Below are 22,078 nucleotides of genomic sequence, written 5' to 3'. Positions count from 1 at the left end.
ACCTGTAATCCCGTAATCATATAATTATAGACATGAGGTAACGAATGAAGCGTGCAGTCATAACTGGCCTAGGTATTGTTTCCAGCATTGGTAATAACCAGGAAGAAGTACTGGCTTCTCTGAAGGAAGGTCGTTCCGGGATCACTTTCTCAGAAGAATTTAAAGAGGCAGGGCTGCGTAGCCATGTCTGGGGTGATGTCAAGCTGGATACTGAAGGTCTGATTGACCGTAAAGTCCGCCGTTTCATGAGTGATTGCTCTGTCTATGCATACCTGTCAATGGAACAGGCGATTAAAGATTCAGGTTTAGCGGAAGACCAAGTGTCTAACCTGCGTACGGGTGTTGTTGTTGGCTCTGGTGGTGGTTCCCCTCGTAACCAAGTGGCTGGCTCTGACGGTATGCGTGCAAAAGGTCTGCGTGGTGTGGGTCCATATATGGTGACTCGTGCAATGGCTTCCGGTATTTCTGCTTGCTTAGCAACCCCGTTCAAAATCAAGGGCGTTAACTACTCAATCAGTTCTGCATGTTCAACTTCTGCACACTGTATCGGTCACGCGGTTGAGCTGATCCAACTGGGCAAACAAGATGTTGTGTTTGCTGGTGGCGGTGAAGAACTAAGCTGGGAAATGACGTGTGAGTTCGATGCAATGGGTGCGCTGTCTACTAAGTACAACGAAACTCCATCAAAAGCATCAAGAACTTATGACCAAGATCGTGATGGTTTCGTTATTGCAGGCGGCGGTGGTATCGTCGTGGTTGAAGAGTTAGAGCACGCATTAGCGCGTGGCGCACATATTTACGCAGAAGTAGTTGGCTACGGTGCAACGTCTGACGGTGCTGATATGGTGGCTCCATCTGGTGAAGGCGCAGTGCGTTGTATGCAAATGGCAATGCACGGTATTGATAAAATCGACTACATCAACACTCACGGTACTTCAACGCCAGTCGGTGATACTAAAGAGTTAGAAGCTATTCAAGAAGTGTTTGGCCACGATTGCCCAGCACTTTCTGCAACCAAAGCGATGACAGGTCACTCTTTAGGTGCAGCAGGCGTTCAAGAAGCGATTTATAGCTTGCTGATGTTAGAGCATGGTTTTATCGCACCAAGCATCAACGTTGAGAATTTAGATGAGAAAGCGAAAGGCTTGAACATCATCACCAAACCAACGGAGCAAGCACTGAACACAGTGATGTCTAACAGCTTCGGTTTCGGTGGAACCAACGCAACGTTAGTGATGAGCAAATACAAAGCATAAGCTTCATTCACTGAAATGCACTGCATAGAAAGCGAGGGCTAAGGCTCTCGCTTTTTTTATGCTTTAATTATCGCTACCACCATAATCATCATTTTATTAAATTACCGTAATGAAAATAGTGCCATGATATTTGCTCCATTAATGTATCAATAAGGAGCTAATATGGATTTCACACGGTGTAAGATTTGGAAAAATGATTTAAAAATTTTGGGTAATGCATTGATTAAAAGTATTAAGGGGCTGTTCCCAGCCAAAATTAAGCGTGCATTTAACACTAAAATCACGTTTCCACTTTTTGAAAAACGACAAAAAGAAGCCGCTGAGGTTTCCACGCCACCATCAAAATATGTTTATTATGGCGAAGGCATGGGTAATAAGAATGTTACCTTGCTGAGTTATACGAAATATCCGTTTTATTAATAAAAAGTTTGCCCCGAGATCTTTATGGGGCAAATTTTATTGGCCACGATAAACCACCCAGCCCACAGAATATTTAATGGTTAATCATGTCTTAGCCTTTTCAGGCTATTTCCATACTCGATTGATAGCCTATCAGGAGAGCTGGCTCTAAGCGTTATGAACTAAACTTCTTGATTAATTCATATAGTTTCATTGCACCTTTGTTGGATTGTGTCAGTTCAATTTTATGTTTTTCATTTTTCTTGTTAAGAATTGTGATTGTTTTATTCAACGACCCTTTTATGCTGACATGCTTGATGTCTGCATAACGAATAATGAAGCTTTCATATAATCGACCTAACGAACAGCAAACAAATTCAGATGTTAAAATAACGCCATTATCACCACTACCAAATACAGTCTCATTGTAATAAAACAAAATATCATTTTTATTAATATGATGATTAGGGAATTTAGCGTTAGCACGCTGAACAAAATTATTGATTTTTTTGTTATCAAGATCATCGCGGCGATAGAAATTATGCTCAGTGTTAGTTTGATAAAAATTGTCTGCCAATGAACTATGATCCTTAAGAGGCAAGGACTCCACGCTTATTTCTGATTCATTCTGACTAATTTTAGGTGCAACCTCCCCTAATATTGATGCTGTAACGGCACCTGTACCCGGAAGAATGCTAGTCGTAGTTGTTGCGATATTACGAGTAACTTCTCTGGTATAAGCGCTAATAGCAACTTCACCTCTCATGTGTGCGGAGACATTCTGTGTTACTGTGGTTGGTGTGAATGTAGTATTTACCGCAATTCTAAATGCTGCTTTTATAGACATCGCAATCATGATGATTAGCAGCATAATTAAGGGGCCAGAAATCCATAAGATAGAGAATCTAAAAAGATAGTCTTTTGTGGTCATCGGCTGCTTTTTCATTCTGAAATAATAAATTGCAGAAACTATAATATAGGCTGCTGCACAGGCAATTCTTTCAGAGATATCATCGCGATGGCGGTAAGAAGAGCGATTAACATCCAAAATAAATGGAATAATTAAACTGGCTACTAATAAAATACTGATAATAGCATCTGGGACTAACCCTTTAATGCTACTAACCGCTTTGGCTATATTATAGATAATCCAAAGCACTAAGATTATTGGCCCTACAATAGGAATTACCATTGCAACAACGGTAATTATAATCCCTATAATGATACCTGAAAGCATTTCGGAGAAATGCCCTTCGGAATATAAGTAGTGAATAAAGAAGCAAAAGGAAATGAATATAACAGTAGGTATAATAAACAAAGTTAAGGTAGGGAAAAGAATGCAAGGGATACCGATGATCATTAATAAAATGAAAATAAAGTTTGGAGCTCCTTGATTGGATAGCTCATGTCTTGGTTCAAGTGACATTTTATTCCTTTTGAATAATAAAATCTGAGGGAGCTTATTATATTGATTATTAAATTTAATAAAAGTCATAATAAGTTAGCGTTTGTGAATTTAGTCATAAGGGTGTGGATTAAATGCAAGATATAATTTAAAGGATAATGAACTCAGAGAAAGCGTAAATTTACTTCATGAAATGAAAAATTAAGGCATTCGAATGAACGTACTTAGATTCAGAAGCCTGGCTGTAAAACATAGAATAAAACTACACTTGTGCGACACAGTGGTGGAATTTGTGAATTAATTTCATAATCGGATAACATCAAAACTAAGATAGTTAGAATTAATCAGCTTTAGACAGAATACCTTCTTCAAGATATTGAAGTCTCTATAAGTACTTAATCTGATTTATCAGAGTTATCCGCAAGTATCTTACCTCTAAGCTGCGTATAAATGCGTTAGACAAAATTTAATTAAAAAGAAAGGTAGATAAGATGGCGTATTGGACGGCGAAGAGTGTTCCAGAATTAGCAGGGTTAGAGAGAAAAGAGCAAGGGCGTCTGTTTCGTCAATGCCTGAAAGAAGGTAAAAAACGCATGGGTGCGAAATATTGGAAGCTCACAGGACTCGCGGTTTTACTTTCCGCCGTATTAGCTTTTATGTTGTTTTTCTTTGGTTTCTTTTCAGGTGGTTTTCTAGGCGGCGCATTGTTAGGGGGCATGATCGGCGCATTATTTGTCTTTATTGTGCAAACGCCAACTATTGATGTGGGTCGCGAATGGCTACGCGAGCAGGGCTATCCGAAACAAAATATTTAGGATGGGTCATATAAAGAATAGAAAGCGATAGCCAAGGCTTTCGCTTTTTTTATAAATTCTGATAGATAGCAGAAATGCTGCCCCTTTTAATCCTCGTTTTCGCCATAAAACTCTCGGTCATCTTTTAATTGTTCAGCGATAATGCCTCTAAGCCACTCTAATGCTTTATCAGTATCACTGCGTTGGTGCCATACCATTTGGAAATCCAAGTCAGGAAGAGATAATGGCGGCGTAAATAACGTAAATTTGCCTAACATGGATGGAGGTATCGCTTTTTTCGCCACCGTTAGGATCAGGTCAGTCCCTGTTAATAATTGGGGGGCAATTTGCCAGTAAGGCACAGTCACTGCAACACGGCGTTGTTGATTAATTAATTGAAGTTGATGGTCTATTTCGTTAGCATCAAAAGGCTTCATACTCACTAAAATATGGGGGTAGGATAGCCAATCAACTAAATCCATTTTGCCTTGCGAACCGAGCTGACGATCAACCAAACTGACAAATTTATCAGTAAAGACAGTTTGATTTCGTAACGAATAATCCAAAGTATTAAATATACCGAATGCTAAATCTAAGCTCCCTTCATACAATTTATTCTGCATTTCTTCCCGACTACAGTGCCAGATATTGAGATCAATATTGGGCGCATATTTACGTAGATAAGAAACCAATTTGACAGTTATTAAAGCCGCCCCATAGTCGGACATCGCGATATTAACGCGTCTTTGGCAGCTGAGTGGGGAAAACTGTTTTTGGGCAATCAAATCATCTAACTGGTTTAATGCTTCATTTAATGGGAGATAAAGAGACTCAGCTTTGCTAGTTAATTGATATTGGCCTTCTCGGCGAACCAATAATGGATCTTGAAAAATGTCCCTCAATTGATTTAATGCATGACTGACTGCGGGCTGGCTTTTATGTAAAGCTTCTGCCGCTCGGCTTACATGACGCTCCCGCAATAAGACTGACAACGTCACGAGTTGATTTAAATCTAATTTCCTTAAGTTATTCATCCTACGAATAGTGCCTTATAAAATTGTTCATTTTCCAATGTCGTTATCTCTCTTTACTATGGCAACCATTCAACTTAAGTCAATATTAATGAAGAGGTTTTGATGTCAGCATTTTCAATCACAGGGATCATTCTGGCCTTTGTTGCATTATTGGCAGGTGCGGTTGTACCAATCCAAGCAGCAAGTAATGCCATACTTGCTCGGCAATTAGGTCATCCGTTATGGGCAAGTGCAACATCGCTGGTGATCAGTTTAATTGTATTAATTCCACTTTTAATTATTTTTAAGGTACCAAAACCCCATTTTAGTACTGAACTATTTAATCAACCAATTTGGATCTGGTTTGGTGGTATCGCAGGGATGCTCTATCTCACTTCGGCTTTGATTTTAGTCCCTAAAATTGGCAGTACGACATTTTTTGTTTTGGTAATTGCGGGTCAATTAATTATTTCTGCGCTTATTGAGCAATTTGGCTGGTTTGGTATGAATCGAAACCCTATCCCAATTGAGAAAGTGGTGGGTATTGGTTTAGTGATCCTAGGGGTTTTGTGTGTCCAATTTTCACGAAAGTAACGGTATTGCACTTAATCAGTTACTATCAGCTATTAAGTTAAGCGTTTTACTATGGTAATTCATCAGTAGACCTGCCCCATTTGCATGGGGCGAAGTCTGACTGTCATAACGTACAGTTTGGAATTATGCTTGCGCGGTTTGACGACGACGTTTGCGAATAAGCTTCACAATCGGTGGTAACACCAGCACCAATACCGCCAGAATTAATAAGCTTTTAGAAATAGTACTGCTCCACAAAATATTGAAATCCCCATTACTGATAGACAACGAGCGGCGCAGGTTTTGCTCTAACATCTCACCTAAAACAAACCCAAGGATCAGCGGAGATAGTGGGAAATTCATCTTCCGCAAGATATAGCCGAATACTCCAAGCCCCATCATCAGTAACAAGTCAAAAGTGGTGCTGTGTACCGCATAAACACCCACCGCAGAGACACAGGCAATTGCAGGGACTAAAAACCACAGTGGTACGGTGAGCATACGCGTGAATAGACCGATCAGCGGAATATTCATCACTAACAATACGACGTTAGCAATAAGAAGCGCAGCAATTAATCCCCAAACGATGTGTGGTTGTTCAGTGAACATCCCCGGACCTGGGGTGATGTTATACAGCGTCAGCGCTCCCATCATCACTGCCGTTGTGCCCGAACCTGGAACACCGAGGGTCAACATCGGAATAAATGATCCACAGGCAGAGGCGTTGTTGGCGGCTTCAGGTGCCGCGACACCGCGAACATCCCCTTCACCAAATGTCCCTTTATCACCTGCAATTTTTTTCTCTGTCATATAGGTGATGGCGCTAGCGATAGTCGCCCCCGCACCCGGTAAAATCCCCACAAAGAAGCCAATAAATGAGGATCGTAATGTTGGGCCAGCACAGGCCTTAGCTTCTTTTTTGCTAAATAACATTCGACCTGTTTTGCGGATCAATCCTTGTCCAGACGCCGTGCTTTCTAGCATGAGTAATATTTCACTCACAGAGAACAGACCAATAACTACGACGATAAACTGGACGCCATCGGATAGGTTAACGCTGTCAAAGGTAAAACGGTATTCCCCAGAGTTGGCATCGACACCGACGGTTGCTAGCGCCAAACCAATCAATGCCGCGAGCAGCGATTTGACGGGGTTTTGGCTCATCATGCTACCTAAACACGCGATAGCAAATACCATCAATGCGAAATATTCAGCAGGCCCGAAGGCGAGCGACCATTGTGCCAGTAGTGGTGCAAATAAAATGATCCCAACAATTGCAATGGTAGAACCGATAAATGAACTGACGGCAGAAATCGAAAGTGCGATGCCGCCTTTGCCTTGCTTCGCCATTGGGTAACCATCTAACGTGGTCATAATTGCGGCGGCATCACCGGGAACGTTCAATAGGATGGCAGAAATTCGCCCTCCATACTCACAGCCTAGATAGACGGTAGCCAGTAAAATAAGTGCAGACTCAGCAGGGAGCTTTAACGCAAACGCTAAAGGTAATAAAATAGCCACGCCGTTAATGGGTCCAAGACCCGGTAACATGCCGACAATCGTACCGATAAAGCAACCAATCAGCCCAATCATAATATTTTGAGGGATCAGCGCCACCTCAAAGCCTTGAGATAAATACATCCAAGTTTCCATACTTTTCTCCTTAGCTAAAAAGTTCGCCGATTGGCAATGTCACATCGAGCAATTTGTCGAAGGCGTAAAACAGCGAAAGACCAAGAATCGGACCGGAAATTAGGGCGGCTATCGGGGTTGCATCAAATAACAGGGCAACGCTGATGGTTAATAAGGTGGTCGCTAATGGGAATCCTAACCACTCAAAGGCCCATGCATAAATGACTAATGCAATGATTAACAAGACTAAACGGCGCAAGACATAGGGCTTTGGCCATTCAACCGCTTCTTGGCGACCCAACAGGAGTGCGAGTGCACACAGGGTCATTAATGACAGTATGGCTATCGGGAAGGGGCGGGGGCCTAGCGGTTCATAGCTAAACTCGCTTTGGATGCCCCAGCCTATATACAGCCCGATCCCACACAGTATTAGCCAGACTATGGCAAATATGCGTTGGCTCATAGCGGCTCCGTTATTTCGCTAACCCGAAGGAACGAGCTTGCTCACGGTAGTTCTCAACTTCTTTCTTCACGTAAGCGTCTAGTTCTGGACCCGATAGGTTATATTCAAACAAGCCACGCAATTCACGCTGCTTTTTAAATTCATCGGTTTGTTGTAATTTTTGAAAGGCTTCAACCCATTGGTTGTAATCGGCATCGGAAACTTTTGGCCCCATATAGAATCCGCGAATGATAGGCCAAACAATGTCGTAGCCTTGCTCTTTAGCGGTTGGGATATTAGCGAGTCCGTCCGGTAAGCGCTTATCGGCGTACACCGCTAGGATGCGGATTTTTCCGTCACTGATATACGGGGTCATTTCGCTGATATCGCCAGAAATCACTTGGATGTGGTTACCTAACAGGGCTGTTAGTGTTTCGCCGCCGCCTTCGAAAGCAACATAGCGCATTTTGCGTGGGTCTAAGTCGATAGCCTTGGCCAGTAACGCCGTTTTCATCCAATCTTGGCTACCGATGGAGCCACCTGCACCGAAGACAATGCTGTTTGGATCTTTTTTGAAGGCATCCATCAGTTCGCCTAAGGTTTTATATGGGGAGTCAGCACGCACGGCAATCATGCCATAGTCGCTGCCAACACTCGCGAGCCAGCGAACATCATTTTCGTTGTAACGACCGAATTTACCTTGAGCAAGGTTGAGCAAGGAGCCACCAGAGAATGCGACGATGGTTCCCGGCTCAGCTGGGCGTTGAGCCACAATGGCATTGTAGGCGACGGCACCAATTCCACCGGGCATGTAAGTCACACGCATTGGTTTTTCGATTTCTTTGGTTTCCAGCATGGAGACTTGAACGAGTTTACAGGTTAAATCAAAGCCACCGCCAGGTTTGGCAGGGGCAATACATTCTGTTCTTTCGGGTAACGCCATTGCTTGGTTAATGCCAACTAAAAAAATTGCTGCTGCTAAGGTATTGATTGTGAACTTCTTCATGCTTCATTCCTCACTAGACAATAATTAAGTTACTTGGTTGTTGTTGGTTATGTCGTTATGGATATTCCGTTGTAGATGAATATGTTTTTGTAGATAAATAACTGTGGGTAATGTTTTTTCGCTATTCATCATTGTATTGAGAACCTTTCATTTACCTTTCATTAACAAATAAAATTATTTTTATGTGATACATATCAGATTGTTTTATATTATCCCTTCTTAAATTTGTTAATTTAATGTTAATTTCTATTTGTGGCAGCAGGTTAACGAAGGATTGTTGTGATAGCTTCGGTAAAAATCACGTTTAATACTTTTCATTCAATCGAGAGAGTGCCAACTTATACGCATAAATAATCATAATGAGTGGGCGACGAATGAGAATGTTATTGGTTGAAGATCATGACGAGTTGTCATTGTGGTTACAAAAAGCCTTAACCGCATCGGGATTTGCTGTTGATATTGCCGGTGATGGCTATAGCGCTGACCAGCTATTACAAACTGAAAATTATTCGTTGGTGGTATTGGATGTTTCATTACCTCGCATGAGTGGCTTGGATGTGCTAGCCCAGATGCGCAAACGTCATCAAGAAACGCCCGTGCTGTTATTAACGGCGAATTCAGATGTGGCTGACCGCGTAAAAGGGCTAAATGCAGGGGCGGATGATTACCTAACTAAACCCTTTGATATTGCGGAACTAGAAGCCCGAGTGCGTGCGTTATTACGCCGTAGCCAAGGGAATGTGAATAGTGACCAGTGTTTTGGTGATCTCTGTTTTCATGACGACGGTTATTTTTCATTGAAGGCGGAACCGCTAGGCTTAACCCCGCGAGAATACGCGGTATTGAATACCCTTTTTCATCGTAGAGGACGACCTGTTTCAAAAACACAATTATTCGAGCAGGTATTCTCACTGTCGGATGAAGCCAATTTACAAAGTATTGAATTGTATGTGCATCGGGTTCGCAAAAAGCTCGCGGGTTCAGATGTCAATATCAATACTTTACGCGGCTTGGGATACCGATTAGAGCAGTGTAGTGTATGAAATTAGTCTCTCATCCACGCTCTCTCTTTCATCAGTTACTGATTTTTTTCGGTATCCCCCTCATTTTGTTGGGAAGTTTCTCCGTTTATACCCACTATTATAGTGCTAAAAACGCCGCAAACCTTGCCTATGACCGGACATTACTGGCGTCGGCGAGAACAGTGGCGGAGCGCTTGCAGGTGGTGGATGAACATCTTTCCGTGAATGTGCCTTATGTGGTTCTTGATAGCTTTGAGCTGAACAACAATGATCGCTTGTTTTACCAAGTCATCGCCCCTCACGGGGAAACCATTTCTGGCTATGATGACCTACCGCCAATCCCCCCTTACTGGATGCGCTCTCAACATTACACTGCCTTAGTCTACTTTTATGATGCGGAATATATGGGGCTACCCATTCGCGTGGCGACCTTTTTCCAGCCGATTAACGAAGGTGGGATCCAAGGTATGGTGGAGATCCGCGTCGCTGAAACGGTGTATGCTCGGCAAGATTTTGCCAATCAACTGCTTATCTCGGCGTTGATGAGCCAAGGTACTGTGGTGGTTGTGACATTGATATTGGCGTATTTGCTACTACGTAAATTATTAACACCGCTGAAAAAGCTTTCCAATCTTATGTTGGGGCGTGCCGCGAATGATCTCACGCCAATACCGAATGTGTTGCCATGGTCTGAACTTTCGCCTCTAGTGGATGCCTTGAACCGCTATGTGGAGCGTTTAAAGCGCATGTTAAAACGCCAAGAACGTTTCAGTGCCGATGCTTCTCATCAATTAAAAACCCCGTTAGCCGTATTAAAAACCCAAGTTTCAGTGGCTCTCAATAGCGATGATGAACAACAAAAACAGCAAAGTTTGCAGGCGATTAATAAAACGTTGGATAACACCATCGTATTAACTGACCGCTTATTGCAGCTTGCGCGTTTAAAAGAGCACGAAAAAGAGGCGATAAGGCTCTATCGTGCGGTTAATCTGGTCGAAATTGTTCAGCAAGTCTGTTTTACCCGCTTGGGAGAATCCGAGAGCAAGCAGATTGATTTAGGCTATGAGGGGCTAGAGCATTGTTGGGTCAAAGGTGATGCTATTTTGCTGGCGGAAATGTGCGCGAACTTAATTGATAATGCAATCAAATATACCCCAGAGAAGGGGATTGTCACTGTGCGCATTGTGGAGGATGAAAGCCATAAATCCATGATTAAAGTGGAAGTTGAAGACTCAGGACCCGGTATTGAAAATAAATATATTCACCGCTCATTAAAAGCCTTCATGCGCTTGAATAATGCCAAAGGACTGGAAGGTTCAGGGCTGGGATTGGCGCTTGTAAAAGATATCGCCAGTTATCACGGCTCAGACTTGCAGCTGCTAAAGAGTGAACATCTCGGCGGGTTGTTGGTGCGGATCACCTTGAAAGCGAGCCGGGCACCGAAGAAAGCCTAGTGGGCATTAATATCATGGTAGCCAATTAAATATTCAAACAGACAATTGAGTAAAACCAAAGCATCGAATAGATTGAATTTTATTCAATTGCACCTAAAATAAAACATTATAGACTTTGTGACTTATTTTAGGTGCATTATGAAGCGTTCACAGCAGACGTTACTTTCACAAGAACAATCACTTCAGCTCTCTACGTTAGGTAATTCCTTGGCGCAAAGTCGAATTGCCCGCAGAATGACGCAGGCGGAAGTTGCCGTCAGAGCAAATCTGAGCCGTAATACTGTGAGTCGAATTGAAAATGGTGATCCGGGCATCGCCATTGGTCAGATTTTGCGTTATCTAGACATTGTTCGTGCAGGTGCCACACTCGCCGATGCATTGAATAAAAAAGATAATGCAGTAAGCGCATTGGAAGCAATGAATCAACCTCGAAGAGCGAGTCCATTAAGTGACAAGGAACTTGAAGAGTATGATTTCTAATAAAAACCTAATGGTACATGCATTCTTGCCCTGTACTATCGAATCTGTTCCTGCGGGAAAACTACACATACAAGAAGAAGACTCTGAGCTATTAAGCTCAAGCTTTGTTTATGGTTTGAAATATTTGCACCGTAACGGTGCAATAGAAATTGACCCTATTGGGCTTGGGATGCTTCAAGGACAATTAGTGGCGGGGCAAAAATTATTTGCTCATGAGTCAACATTATTTGGTGGGATCCGAGATGCTGCTCCTGATGCATGGGGGCGGAGGGTTATTGAAGCTAAAAAACGCGCACCAGCAAACTCTCTACCAGAATCGGTTTATCTTCTTGAGGCTGGCAGTAATAGAACAGGAGCGCTGGATATTACTCTTGAAGGTAGTTCAGCTAGAGAGCTTAGAACATCACCAGATATTAAGTCATTGGGATATCTTTTTGATGCAGCTGAACGTATTGAAAATGGTACACCTTTACCCGCTAATTTGCATGGGATATTTGATGCAGGCTCGAGTATGGGAGGGATGCGCCCAAAAGCGACGGTCATCGTGGAAGATGGAACGCATTGGCTTGCAAAATTTGCTTCTAATACCGATCGTGGTTTTTGTTATCCGGCTATCGAGCATGCCACATTAAGATTAGCTGATGCCGCCGGATTAAATGTACCTGAGACGCGTCTTGAAGAAGTTGGTTCAGGTAATTTTGCTATGCTGATTAAGCGTTTTGACCGTGTTGGGGCAGGAGATACGACAGGAAGACGGCATTTTATATCAGCGCTCACTTTAATGAATATTCATGAAATGTCATCCATTGAGAGTAGTTATGCAGCGTTAGCCGATGCAATGCGACGCTATTTAGATGCTGAATATCTTGTTGATGATTTAAAAGAGCTATATCGAAGAATGGTATTCAATATTTTCGTGAATAATGATGATGACCATTTACGTAATCATGGGTTTCTGCTGAAAGAATATCCAGAGCAAATTCCAACGATAGAAAGAAGAGCGCTTAGTACCCCAGTTGCTTTACGGTGGCGTCTTAGTCCGTTATACGATGTGGTTCCTCGGCCTTCACATTCACAATATAGACGATTACATCTTGGTGTTGGTGAGTTTGGTAAGGAAGCGACACTGAATAATGCACTTTCTTGGTGTGAACGTTTTGGTTTAAACCGAAACCAAGCAATTGATGAAATTAATAAAATTTGGCTGGTTGTTAGAGAGTGGCGTAACTATTTTGAGGATTACGGTATCACTGGAGCCGATATAGATGCTGTTGAACTTGCCTTTTTGCATGCTCGCTATTTAGGGGGCAAAGAGCTAGGAATTACTTAGTTTGCACCTAAAAACGGTCACTATCCAATTTATGCACCTTTTTAGGTGCGGTTTAGTCTGTGTAATTGGCGAAAATAAACAAAGCCCCATAACTGAAGTGACCCCCAATCGTTGGAGAACCAATTACTGGGGGTCACTTCACACCGCTAAAAAGGGCTAATAACATGCTTTTATTGACGGTTACCTTTTTGTAAACGCGCTTTAATTGTCTCTTTTTCCTTTGGTGATAGTTGCTCAAAGAGAGGAACATTTTCCGTATTTTTTTTCAGCACTAAAGCATAGTAATAGGCTTGCTTTGCATCTTGTTTGGAAAGATAAGCGTTATATAGGCTTTCTGCTGCATGGTAAGGATGATTTTCCAATGATATTTGGTACCACTGGATGGCTTTATCCAGATTTTTTGGGATGCCACAGTCTCCATTGAAATAGATATCCCCTAGATCTTTGCTTTCCTTGGCATAAGTATTCGGTCGATAGGATTGCTCCTCCTCTGGTGCGCCAGATAAGGTTAACCAGCTTTTTAAGTATTGCTCTGTTTTTTTTATGTCCATATTTTTATTGGAGCAGTTTTTATAGGGGTAATAGGCACTAAAGAGCTTATATGTGGCTTCTTTGGGTTCCATTTTAGCGGCTTTCTCAAGATAGCTGACTGCCTTATTGAAATCGCTATCACGGTAATGAAAATATAAACTATATAACGCATCGACGCGGGTAACTGATTGTTGCTCTAGTAGTGCGACATATTTTTCGGGTGATTTTTCTCTAATTAACTGATTATCAATTGTAATACCATTACCATAAAGTTCTTTCAGCTGTGAATAAGCACTGTATTGATAATGTTCATCATTACTGTGCAAATTACTTTCAAGGTTGGTAATTATGGTTTGATATTCTTTTGAATCAGTCGTTACTTCAGGCGATGAAATAATTAACTGGGCAAGTTTATCAATAGAGAAAAGGTCACCTTTGTCGACACCAGATTGTAGTAATTTCTTCTGTTCTTCAATGTTGATGTCACTATTTAAATAGAGTGGTCTGATAGCCTTGATATTGCCAGCTTGGTAGCTTACTTTGAACCACTGCAATGCTTCTGTATCGTTATTTTCTCTGGAATACCAATACCCCAGGTCGAGGGCTTTATCTGCATCACCGCTTCGAGCAGGGAGTATAGTGGATTGATAAAACGCTAAATCGTTTTTAGCTGATGGGCTATCAGGGATTTTCTTGAGCCACAGAATCGCTTCATCCCAATTTGAGGGTTCAAGTGTTGTTTCTGTGCTTCTATCGACGACGCCCGTTTTGAGTAACTCAGCATAAGCGATTATGCCATCGGTATTGCCTTTCTCTGCAGCTTGGCGGAAATAATCTTTGGCCTTTATATTATCGTGCGGTGTGCCATTACCATAGAGATACGCTTTCCCTAGCTCATATAATGCCTGTGGATCATTATCTTTTTGGTTAAAATAAGCATCGAACTTCTCCATTTTATCGAGATCGTCTCGTCCGTAACGTCCTGTTTTTGCATAGAGTTCCTTGGCTTTATCCCGATTAATCGGCGTAATTGCACTACCAAAGAAATAGTAGTGTGCAAGCTTATAAGTAAAATTCTCATAATCCATTTCGACGGCTTTCAAATAATAACCGAGTAATTTGGGGCGATCTTCTTCGCGTAAGTTTGCATTGTCGTAGTGATAAATAATTCGTTGAAGTGCAACGTCATTACCGAGCATTGCACTACGGTCAAGATATTTGAGCCAGAGTGTTTCATCGATAGGTTGTCCAAACTCACCAGTTTTATAGGCATCGGAAACCATTAAGTTGGCATAAGCATCACCATCATGGGCTTTTCTTTTATGCTCATCGAATTGGGCTAATACATCTTTAATCGCCTTAATATTTGATTGTACATAAGGGTATTTTTTATCCGTAATTCGTTCGTAATAACTTAGCGCTTTTTGATAATTAATGGGGTTTTTGTAGCGTCCTCTTTCGAATATATCACCCAGTTGATATAAGCAGTCGTTATTACCAAGGTCAGCACATTTTTCAAGCCATTGTGTTGTTGCCTCTTCAGGAAATTGCGTAATTGACATAAATCGAGAGGAGAAATAAGGCCATTCAGTCGAAACTTTGTAATTTTGAAGATTTCGAGCGATATATAAGTTAGCATCCGTGCTGCCTATCTCTGCAGCTTTAAAGACCAAATCATAATAAGATTTGAGTTCTTCATCCGAAACCTCGTCAATATTGTTTATCTTTTTTAGCTGCTCTATCGCATATTGGAACGTGATATCGGGGTCTTTCCCGATTAATGGAAGCGCAAAATCTTTTGCGTTTGGATAATCATCATTAACGGCTAATGTTAATAATAATTTCTTCGCAGTTGCATTTTTAAGTCCATAATCCATCAATATTTTATAAGCTGCATCAAGTTCTTTATTTGAAAGCGTGTTTTTGTATTCTTTATTCTTAAATACATCATCAATTAGGGAGATGGCTTGGGCGTATTGGTTATCCTGATATTTAATTAAAGCGATAGCATAATGAATTTTTGCCTTTAAATTATAGTTACTATGCTTTTCATAAAGTTCGAAGGCTTGCTGATAATTTTTCTTAGCGTCAGTCTGAAGTAGATAGTCTGCATAATAGTAGGCTTGCAGATAATAGCTTTTATCTTTTATATCATTGAGAATGTACTCAATAATGATTTTCTCATCGAGATAAGCAGAAAGATCATAAGTATAAAAGAGTTCCGTTAGATAACGTTTTGAGCGAGTATCAGCAGGAAATTTAATGATATTTTCATTATATAGTTGAACTGCTTTTTCTAGATTTTGTGCCGTACCAATACCATAAGCATATTTATTTGCTAAATTAAGTCGAAGGTAGCTCTCTGGGGATATTTCAAAGGCTCGCTGAGTCAATTCAAAGGCTTTATTTGGGTCATAAATTTCACTTTTCTTATCGTAATAGACATAACTGGCATAAGTCAGCGCCATTGGGTCATTAGGATAATCAGTTAATAATTTATTGGCATAATAAGTCAATTGTTGGTTCAGTTGAGTATTCGGGTAGTTACTATCTTCAAGCATGCTTAAGATAAAGTATGACATTGCTCCTTTGCTGCCAAGATCGGCAGCTTGATGAAGATATTTTTTAGCAAGTTCAGGGGAGTAATTAAAATTGTTGTCCTCTATGGCGAAAGAGTAAACGCGGTATAGATCATATGCCGCGGGAGCATAACCATTATCAGCGGCAGTGATGACATCATCTGGATTTTTTTTCGTTACGGTATAGCGAAGATAGAGCGCTTTGGGATCGTTTTTATCAACTAATGGCTTAAGGTAGTCAGCGGCTTTAGATTTATTTTCAATAACACCATCACCTAAATTGTAGAGATCAAAAAGTTGATAAATCGCATCACTGTTACCTTCTTTTGCTAATGACTCGAGTTCAGATAATTTATTGGCTCGCTCAGTAGGGGATAAGACACTAAACATCGATATTGGTAAAGGCGGGGGATTAAATGTTTCTTCATTGGCGCATTTGAGCAGCTCATTGAATATTTCAGCATATTTCTTGGCGAGTTGAGGATCCTTTTCAACGCCATTTCTTCCTTCTTCATAAATTGACGCCAATGTATAGCTTGCTAGCAAGAAGCCATCATTAATTAAGGGTGTCAGGATCTTAACGGCTTCTTGGCTATTTTGGTCCTCTTGATCCAGTATCCCTGCATAGGCATATAAGCCAAATGGCTCATTCTGTTCTGCTGCTAATGTAATATAGTGACGCGCTTTCTTTAAATCTTCAGGAAGAATTTTTTTGTCATCAAAATAGTATCGCATGCCAATAAAAACTTGAGCTCGACTATTACCGAGGTCAGCGGCTTTTTCAAGTGAGCGATATCCGAATGGGTCGTCTGGGGTGTCTGCAATTAATTGTAGATAGCGAAAGACACCTAAATTGTATAGTGAATTTGGGTTGCCAACTTTAGCGGACTTGATGAGTAATTCATTGGATTTTAAACGATCTTGCTGCTGACCCTTTCCATCCCAGTACATCATGGCAAGATCAAACTCTGCTTGGCTGTCAATTAATTGCTGCTTTGATGGCGGTGTGACTGTTTGTGATGAGGTATCTTTTTCTTGCTGAACGCCGCCTTTTTCTACGAGGTTTTTTGATGGAGAAAATGTGTAGAAAAGCACGCTACCGATGATAACGGCACTGATACCACCCAATATTAAAGACTTACCGCTGAATTTTGCGGACATTCCCTTTCCTTTACTTATAGATTATTAAAATTTAGGTTAAGTCTATTACTATAATAGGGGGATTTCATCCTTTTATTCATTCAATATCGTTAATGTAAATAGCAACACGAGAAAAATCCCCACTCAGTGAGGATTTTTGTTCGCTATTAGATTAGAGGTAACTTGATGGGGAGATATCTCACTATTGATTTAAAATACTAAAGTCCCATTCCTTTAATGCTGCGGTCGAGTCTTTATCTAAGTATTTTGCGCCAATCTCAAGATAGTCACGGGCTTTTTGAATATCTTCTTTGCTCTTAGTACCAAGCAAGCCGTTATAATACATGTAGGCAAGCTTATATTTTGCCATAGCATGATGGGCACCTTGTTCTAAGTCAGTGATTTCATAATATTTTGCAGCTTGTGCATAATCTTTAGGAACGCCTTGTCCAAAATAGAGCATATCTCCGGCTAAATGCGCGGTATTACTGTCATTTTGTTTTGCACCTAAATCAAAGTAATAAAGTGCTTTAGGGTAATCTCTTTCAATCCCTTTTTCATTATCCTTACGATAAAGATTTCCTAAGATATTATAGGCGCGTGAGTAGCCATTTTTCCCTGCTAGTTCATAATAATAGATCATCTTTTGCGTATCTTGCGGTACCATTTCTCCTCGAGCATAGCTGATGCCTAATGAAAATGCTTCGATACGATCTCCGGCTTCAGCTTTGAGGCGTTTTTCTTCAATTTGCTGAGCAAAACGGCCATATTTTTGGAATGCTTGCTCATCGGCAAACTTTTGTTCTATTTCTTGTCGTTCTTGCGATGACAATGTGTCTAATAACTCAATGTCTTCAGGGGCTTTATCTAAACGTAATGCAATATAGTAAGCTTGTTTTGCATCCTTTTTTTCTACATAGGCTTGATACAAATTACTTAACGCATAAGTATCATGATATTTTAACGAGGTTTGATACCATTCAATTGCCTTATCGATATTTTTGGGCATATCGCAACTACCCTCTAGGTAAATATCGCCCATGTGTTTGCTTAAACTTTCGGGTTCTTGGATATAGCTTCTATCTGTATTTTTTCCAAATTGTTTTTTGTCGAGCCATACTTTTAAATAAACACTCGACTTATCAATATCTGCATTAAGACTATTAGTACAGTATTCCCCTGGATTATTGATTTCATATAGCATGAAGGTGGCATTTAAGTCCCCTTGCTGATGAGCACGATATAAGTAATCGAGCGCTTTGGGATTATCAATGTTAGCGTAATAGCGATATAAACGAATTAAGGCTTCAGGGCGCTTTTCAGCTTGCTGCTGAATGAGTTCAAGATACTTTTCATTATTTTCACTACGTAGAACCTGATCATTTTTCAACAAAATACCATTTTTATATAAATCGGCTAATAATAAAAATGCACTTTCTGAGATTGCAGCATCGGTAGATTCCATTCCAATATCAAGATATTGCAGAGCAAGATGATAATCCGGTGAATTGTTATCAACATTGGCGTCATTTAAATAAACGCGAGCAAGTTGTACCTTGGAAAAAAGGTCATCCTTGGCGGTTCCATCCAAATAATTTTGGCGTTTCACGGCAGGATCTTCAGTGACTCGGTCTAAGAGTTGATAAGCTGCAATGTTACCGGCATCAATGCTTTTGATATAGTACAGTTGCGCCGCTGGGTGGTTTCCCCAAGTAAAATACCAGTCACCTAATTTGGCATAAGCGGAAGCATCGCCTTTTTGTGCAGGTTCGACGAGGGTCTCATACACTTCAATATAGGTTTTTACACGCTTAGGCTCGGTGTGTTTTCTTAAATAGAATATGGCCTCATCCCAATTTGGCTCTGTGATCCATTTGTGTTTTTCTTTATCATAAATACCCATGTAGAGTAGTTCGGTGTAACGCTGTATGGCTAAATTATTGCCTTCATCACTGGCTTGTTTTAAGTATTTAATCGCTTCATTGGTATCTTGTTTTACGCCATTACCATATAAATAAGCATCCCCGACATTGAATTTCGCCGATGGGCTTTCATTTAACATTTTCATGCCAAGGTCATATGTGTTCATGTATCGAAGATACTGATCGCCCCAACTCCCGGACTTAATATAATATTCACGAGCTTTTTGGCGGTCAGATTCAACAAGGCGACTACCCTTTAAATATTGATGCGCTAATTCTCGGGTATAACTTTGGTCGCCTAACTCGGTGAGTTGGTCATAGTAAGCCAATATCTTGGTTTTATTTGCATCAATAAACTCGTCTTGACTGTAATAATCGATTAAGTCGTTTAAGGCTTGCTTATTATTGAACTTTGCACTCATAGTTAAATAGTTAAGCCATTTTTTCTCATCAATTTTTTGCCCATAATTACCAAATTTATAGGCATTAGCGAGTATGCGTAATGCTTCAGGGTCATTGTTATTCGCATCATTTTGAATCTGAATAAAACTGGCTTTTGCTTTTTCAATCTCTTTTTTACGTGATTTTAAAAAACTAAAATCGGGGTCTGATATTTTTCCATAATATTCCAATGCAATATCATAGTTAGAATTTTCTCCATATTTCCCCTCTTGATAAATTTCACCTAATTCATATAAGCATCGGTTATTGCCTAATTCTGCGCATTTCTTATAGGTGGGAATTAGGTCTTTTGGTATGAGGCCAGTGATTTGTTGGAATCGGTTTTTATAATAGGCGGTTCTATCATTATAGTAATTAACGGCATCAAGATTTTGAGCGATATATAAATAAGCGGATGAACTGCCTAATTCAGCCGCATTGAGAAGCGTGTCATAATAGGGTTTTAATTCGTCGTCGCTTAAACGATTTACATTGTCTAATTGAGAGAGCTTTGTCATGCCATACAAGTAGGTAATATCCGCATCATTACCGACGAGTGGCTCTACGAGTGCGAGGGCCTTCGGGTTGAGGTCAAATAGCGCTAAATTTACCAGTAAGCGTTTAGTTTCAATTGTTTGTAAGGCAATACTGAGAAGAATATCATTAGCGGTATCTTTTTCTTTAGGGGTCAGTTCCGCCATATTACTTTCGGAAGAGAGCAAGCCGACAATAAGTGCAACGGCAAGATCGGTTTGTTCAGGCTTATATTTTAATAATGCGGCGGCATAGTAAATTCGAGCATTCTGGGTATACTCAATCGATTTTTCGAATAGCTCGAATGCAAGCTGACTATTCTTTTCTGGGTTCTCTTGTAATAAATAATTGGCATAGAAATGGGCTAATGTGTAATTTTCTCTTTCTATAATGTCATTTTTCAAAATATCAATGATCGTTTTTTCATCTATATACGCTTGAATATCAGTATGATAATAGAGTTGAACTAATAAACGGTCGGCAGCTGAAGGGCGGCCTTGGCCATCTAAATTGGATTTGAGTATATTAACCGCTTTTTCTAAATCTGTTTTTGTACCAAAACCTTGAATATAATAACGAGCTAATTGAATTTGAACATCATAGCTAGGGGAAAGTTCATTAGACTTCTCTAGCGCAGAAAATGCTTTTTCTGGCGAATATAATGGGCTATTTTCTTCGCTATATACTTGGCTAGCAACAATAATGGCTTCCGGCGAGTTAGGGTATTTCTCCATTAATATTGGTGTGTATTTCGTTATCAAATCAACTAACTGACGATTTGGAAACTGGTAACTGTTGATTGACTTTTCAATGATCCTCACTAGAGCATCATGATGACCTGAGTCAGCAGCACCTTCGAGATATTGATTGGCGAGCGTGTCATTACGGTCGATATTATTGTCAAAGGTATTCCCCGAATATATTTGGTATGCTTGATACATCGCATCTGGGTATTTATGTTCAGCGGCTTCGATTAAATCATCGGTATTATTTCTATCAGTAAGATAATTTAAGTATAAAGCCTTGGGGGAACGTTTTTGTATTAAAGGACGCAAATACGCCGATGCAATATTCTTATTTTTTCTGACACCGTCACCAGCCATATATTTTTGATACAAAATATAAATGGCGACCTCATCGCCTTGACGAGCTCTATTGTCTAAATTTTCAATGATTTTTTGCTTTTCTTCTGGTGTCTGAGAACCATAAATAGGCAGTGGAGCTGGCTCAAATTCATTTGCATCTGAAATAAAGTCTAAGGCTGATGCCATTGACATTTTTTCATATTTTTCAGCAAAAAATTTATTCGGTGTGACACCATTCCCTCCCTCTGCATAAATTTCTGCGAGCAACATGGCTGGTAATGGAAAACTTTTACTTGCAAGAGGGGTTAATATTTCGACTGCTTTTTTATTATCGTTGTCAAAATCATAGGCGATATAGCCAAGGGCAAATTGCGCGAATTGTGATCCTTGCTTTGCGGCAAGTGTAAAATATTGACGAGCTAACTCAATGTTTTGTGGGATTTTTTCACTCTCATCTGCAATGTAAATACCACCGACCATAATTTGGGCTTCTGGTACACCCAGATCTGCAGATTTTGTTAACGAGACTAAACCATACGGGTCGTCAGAAGTCCCCTCGAGTTTCTGGTTATAACGATAAAAACCAAGATTATAGAGTGCACTTTTGTTGCTCTGTGAGGCAGATTTTTCCAACCAATATTGGGCTTTTTTGTCATCTGGCTGTGTTCCAATGCCGTCTTTATACATCATGGCTAATGCATAAGCAGATTGAGAGTCGCTCTCTGCGTTATTTTGAAATAGCGTAAAAGCGGCTTCAGTTTCGCCTTGTTGATATAAATCGTAACCAGCTTGTGCTGGATTGGACTTGCTGGAGAAATTTGCAAAGTAAATACCAATTGAAATGGTAATTACTAAAATTATAAAAAGGCCTATTTTCAGTTGTTTAGTCATCGTTATTTGTCTCAATGGGTATGTATTTTGTGATATCCCATAATCGTTATAGGCATATCGAACAAATACGTCATGGCTACATAAAAACCTTATAAAATAAGTGGATATCTAGCTGAGTCTAAGGAGATATAAATAAGATGCAATCAGAT

15 protein-coding genes are annotated in these 22,078 nt (G+C 40.4%); 8 read left to right on the top strand and 7 right to left on the bottom strand.

All coding sequences use genetic code 11. The features are described from left to right. Positions 1-44: 44 nt before the first annotated feature. Positions 45-1,256, top strand: coding sequence for a beta-ketoacyl-ACP synthase I (fabB, locus tag LDO73_RS11485; protein ID WP_224057998.1), 1,212 nt, complete (start codon positions 45-47; stop codon positions 1,254-1,256). Between the two features lie 162 nt (positions 1,257-1,418). After that, complete coding sequence (locus tag LDO73_RS11480; protein WP_224057997.1) at positions 1,419-1,676, top strand: hypothetical protein; 258 nt, start codon at positions 1,419-1,421, stop codon at positions 1,674-1,676. 154 nt (positions 1,677-1,830) lie between these two features. Here the strand turns inward: LDO73_RS11480 and LDO73_RS11475 are convergent, their stop codons facing one another. After that, positions 1,831-3,081: a hypothetical protein gene (locus LDO73_RS11475; protein WP_224057996.1), complete on the bottom strand. Its 1,251-nt coding sequence runs from the start codon at positions 3,079-3,081 to the stop codon at positions 1,831-1,833. Between the two features lie 470 nt (positions 3,082-3,551). Here LDO73_RS11475 and LDO73_RS11470 point away from each other — a divergent pair, with 470 nt between their 5' ends. Continuing rightward, positions 3,552-3,875 (top strand): hypothetical protein, encoded by a 324-nt coding sequence (locus LDO73_RS11470; RefSeq protein WP_224057995.1) that lies wholly within the window; start codon positions 3,552-3,554, stop codon positions 3,873-3,875. A gap of 86 nt (positions 3,876-3,961) precedes the next feature. Here LDO73_RS11470 and LDO73_RS11465 read toward each other — a convergent pair whose 3' ends face one another. Continuing rightward, a complete protein-coding gene (locus LDO73_RS11465; protein ID WP_224057994.1) occupies positions 3,962-4,888 on the bottom strand; it encodes a LysR family transcriptional regulator in 927 nt (308 codons plus the stop codon). Between the two features lie 102 nt (positions 4,889-4,990). Here LDO73_RS11465 and LDO73_RS11460 point away from each other — a divergent pair, with 102 nt between their 5' ends. Continuing rightward, positions 4,991-5,461, top strand: a complete 471-nt coding sequence (locus LDO73_RS11460) for a DMT family transporter (protein ID WP_224057993.1) — start codon at positions 4,991-4,993, stop codon at positions 5,459-5,461. A gap of 123 nt (positions 5,462-5,584) precedes the next feature. Here LDO73_RS11460 and LDO73_RS11455 read toward each other — a convergent pair whose 3' ends face one another. The 3 genes from LDO73_RS11455 to LDO73_RS11445 are packed head-to-tail and all read right to left on the bottom strand — an operon-like array spanning position 5,585 to position 8,520. Next, complete coding sequence (locus tag LDO73_RS11455; protein WP_224057992.1) at positions 5,585-7,093, bottom strand: tripartite tricarboxylate transporter permease; 1,509 nt, start codon at positions 7,091-7,093, stop codon at positions 5,585-5,587. Between the two features lie 10 nt (positions 7,094-7,103). Further along, positions 7,104-7,535, bottom strand: a complete 432-nt coding sequence (locus tag LDO73_RS11450; RefSeq protein WP_224057991.1) for a tripartite tricarboxylate transporter TctB family protein — start codon at positions 7,533-7,535, stop codon at positions 7,104-7,106. 10 nt (positions 7,536-7,545) lie between these two features. Continuing rightward, the gene (locus LDO73_RS11445; RefSeq protein WP_224057990.1) at positions 7,546-8,520 is read right to left on the bottom strand and encodes a Bug family tripartite tricarboxylate transporter substrate binding protein; all 975 of its coding nucleotides are present in this window, start codon (positions 8,518-8,520) and stop codon (positions 7,546-7,548) included. A 374-nt stretch (positions 8,521-8,894) separates the two neighbouring features. Between LDO73_RS11445 and tctD the strand changes: the two genes are divergently transcribed. From tctD to LDO73_RS11425, 4 genes are all read left to right on the top strand, one after another. Further along, positions 8,895-9,563: a transcriptional regulator TctD gene (tctD, locus tag LDO73_RS11440; RefSeq protein ID WP_224057989.1), complete on the top strand. Its 669-nt coding sequence runs from the start codon at positions 8,895-8,897 to the stop codon at positions 9,561-9,563. Beyond that, positions 9,560-10,996 (top strand): sensor histidine kinase, encoded by a 1,437-nt coding sequence (locus LDO73_RS11435; protein WP_224057988.1) that lies wholly within the window; start codon positions 9,560-9,562, stop codon positions 10,994-10,996. Before tctD ends, LDO73_RS11435 begins: the two co-directional genes overlap by 4 nt. Before the next feature lie 138 nt (positions 10,997-11,134). Beyond that, positions 11,135-11,476: a helix-turn-helix transcriptional regulator gene (locus LDO73_RS11430; protein ID WP_224057987.1), complete on the top strand. Its 342-nt coding sequence runs from the start codon at positions 11,135-11,137 to the stop codon at positions 11,474-11,476. Beyond that, complete coding sequence (locus LDO73_RS11425; RefSeq protein WP_224057986.1) at positions 11,466-12,806, top strand: type II toxin-antitoxin system HipA family toxin; 1,341 nt, start codon at positions 11,466-11,468, stop codon at positions 12,804-12,806. Before LDO73_RS11430 ends, LDO73_RS11425 begins: the two co-directional genes overlap by 11 nt. 170 nt (positions 12,807-12,976) lie before the next feature. On the opposite strand, the gene LDO73_RS11420 is transcribed toward LDO73_RS11425, so the two are convergent. Both LDO73_RS11420 and LDO73_RS11415 read right to left on the bottom strand, forming a co-directional pair. Next, positions 12,977-17,044, bottom strand: a complete 4,068-nt coding sequence (locus tag LDO73_RS11420) for a hypothetical protein (protein ID WP_224057985.1) — start codon at positions 17,042-17,044, stop codon at positions 12,977-12,979. Between the two features lie 214 nt (positions 17,045-17,258). Beyond that, on the bottom strand, positions 17,259-21,929 hold the full coding sequence (locus LDO73_RS11415; protein WP_224057984.1) for a tetratricopeptide repeat protein: 4,671 nt from the start codon (positions 21,927-21,929) through the stop codon (positions 17,259-17,261). Between the last annotated feature and the right edge of the window lie 149 nt (positions 21,930-22,078).

Origin of the sequence: Providencia alcalifaciens, assembly GCF_915403165.1 — a bacterium.
Lineage (GTDB): Bacteria > Pseudomonadota > Gammaproteobacteria > Enterobacterales > Enterobacteriaceae > Providencia > Providencia alcalifaciens_C.
This window is presented reverse-complemented; position numbering and strand designations above follow the sequence as displayed.

Bases quoted from the DNA above. Each gene is read 5' to 3' on its own strand.
- LDO73_RS11460 (WP_224057993.1), top strand. From the start codon at position 4,991: ATGTCAGCATTTTCAATCACAGGGATCATTCTGGCCTTTGTTGCATTA.
- LDO73_RS11475 (WP_224057996.1), bottom strand. From the start codon at position 3,081: ATGTCACTTGAACCAAGACATGAGCTATCCAATCAAGGAGCTCCAAAC.
- tctD (WP_224057989.1), top strand. From the start codon at position 8,895: ATGAGAATGTTATTGGTTGAAGATCATGACGAGTTGTCATTGTGGTTA.
- LDO73_RS11470 (WP_224057995.1), top strand. From the start codon at position 3,552: ATGGCGTATTGGACGGCGAAGAGTGTTCCAGAATTAGCAGGGTTAGAG.
- LDO73_RS11425 (WP_224057986.1), top strand. From the start codon at position 11,466: ATGATTTCTAATAAAAACCTAATGGTACATGCATTCTTGCCCTGTACT.
- LDO73_RS11455 (WP_224057992.1), bottom strand. From the start codon at position 7,093: ATGGAAACTTGGATGTATTTATCTCAAGGCTTTGAGGTGGCGCTGATC.
- LDO73_RS11445 (WP_224057990.1), bottom strand. From the start codon at position 8,520: ATGAAGAAGTTCACAATCAATACCTTAGCAGCAGCAATTTTTTTAGTT.
- LDO73_RS11480 (WP_224057997.1), top strand. From the start codon at position 1,419: ATGGATTTCACACGGTGTAAGATTTGGAAAAATGATTTAAAAATTTTG.
- LDO73_RS11435 (WP_224057988.1), top strand. From the start codon at position 9,560: ATGAAATTAGTCTCTCATCCACGCTCTCTCTTTCATCAGTTACTGATT.
- fabB (WP_224057998.1), top strand. From the start codon at position 45: ATGAAGCGTGCAGTCATAACTGGCCTAGGTATTGTTTCCAGCATTGGT.
- LDO73_RS11450 (WP_224057991.1), bottom strand. From the start codon at position 7,535: ATGAGCCAACGCATATTTGCCATAGTCTGGCTAATACTGTGTGGGATC.
- LDO73_RS11430 (WP_224057987.1), top strand. From the start codon at position 11,135: ATGAAGCGTTCACAGCAGACGTTACTTTCACAAGAACAATCACTTCAG.
- LDO73_RS11415 (WP_224057984.1), bottom strand. From the start codon at position 21,929: ATGACTAAACAACTGAAAATAGGCCTTTTTATAATTTTAGTAATTACC.
- LDO73_RS11465 (WP_224057994.1), bottom strand. From the start codon at position 4,888: ATGAATAACTTAAGGAAATTAGATTTAAATCAACTCGTGACGTTGTCA.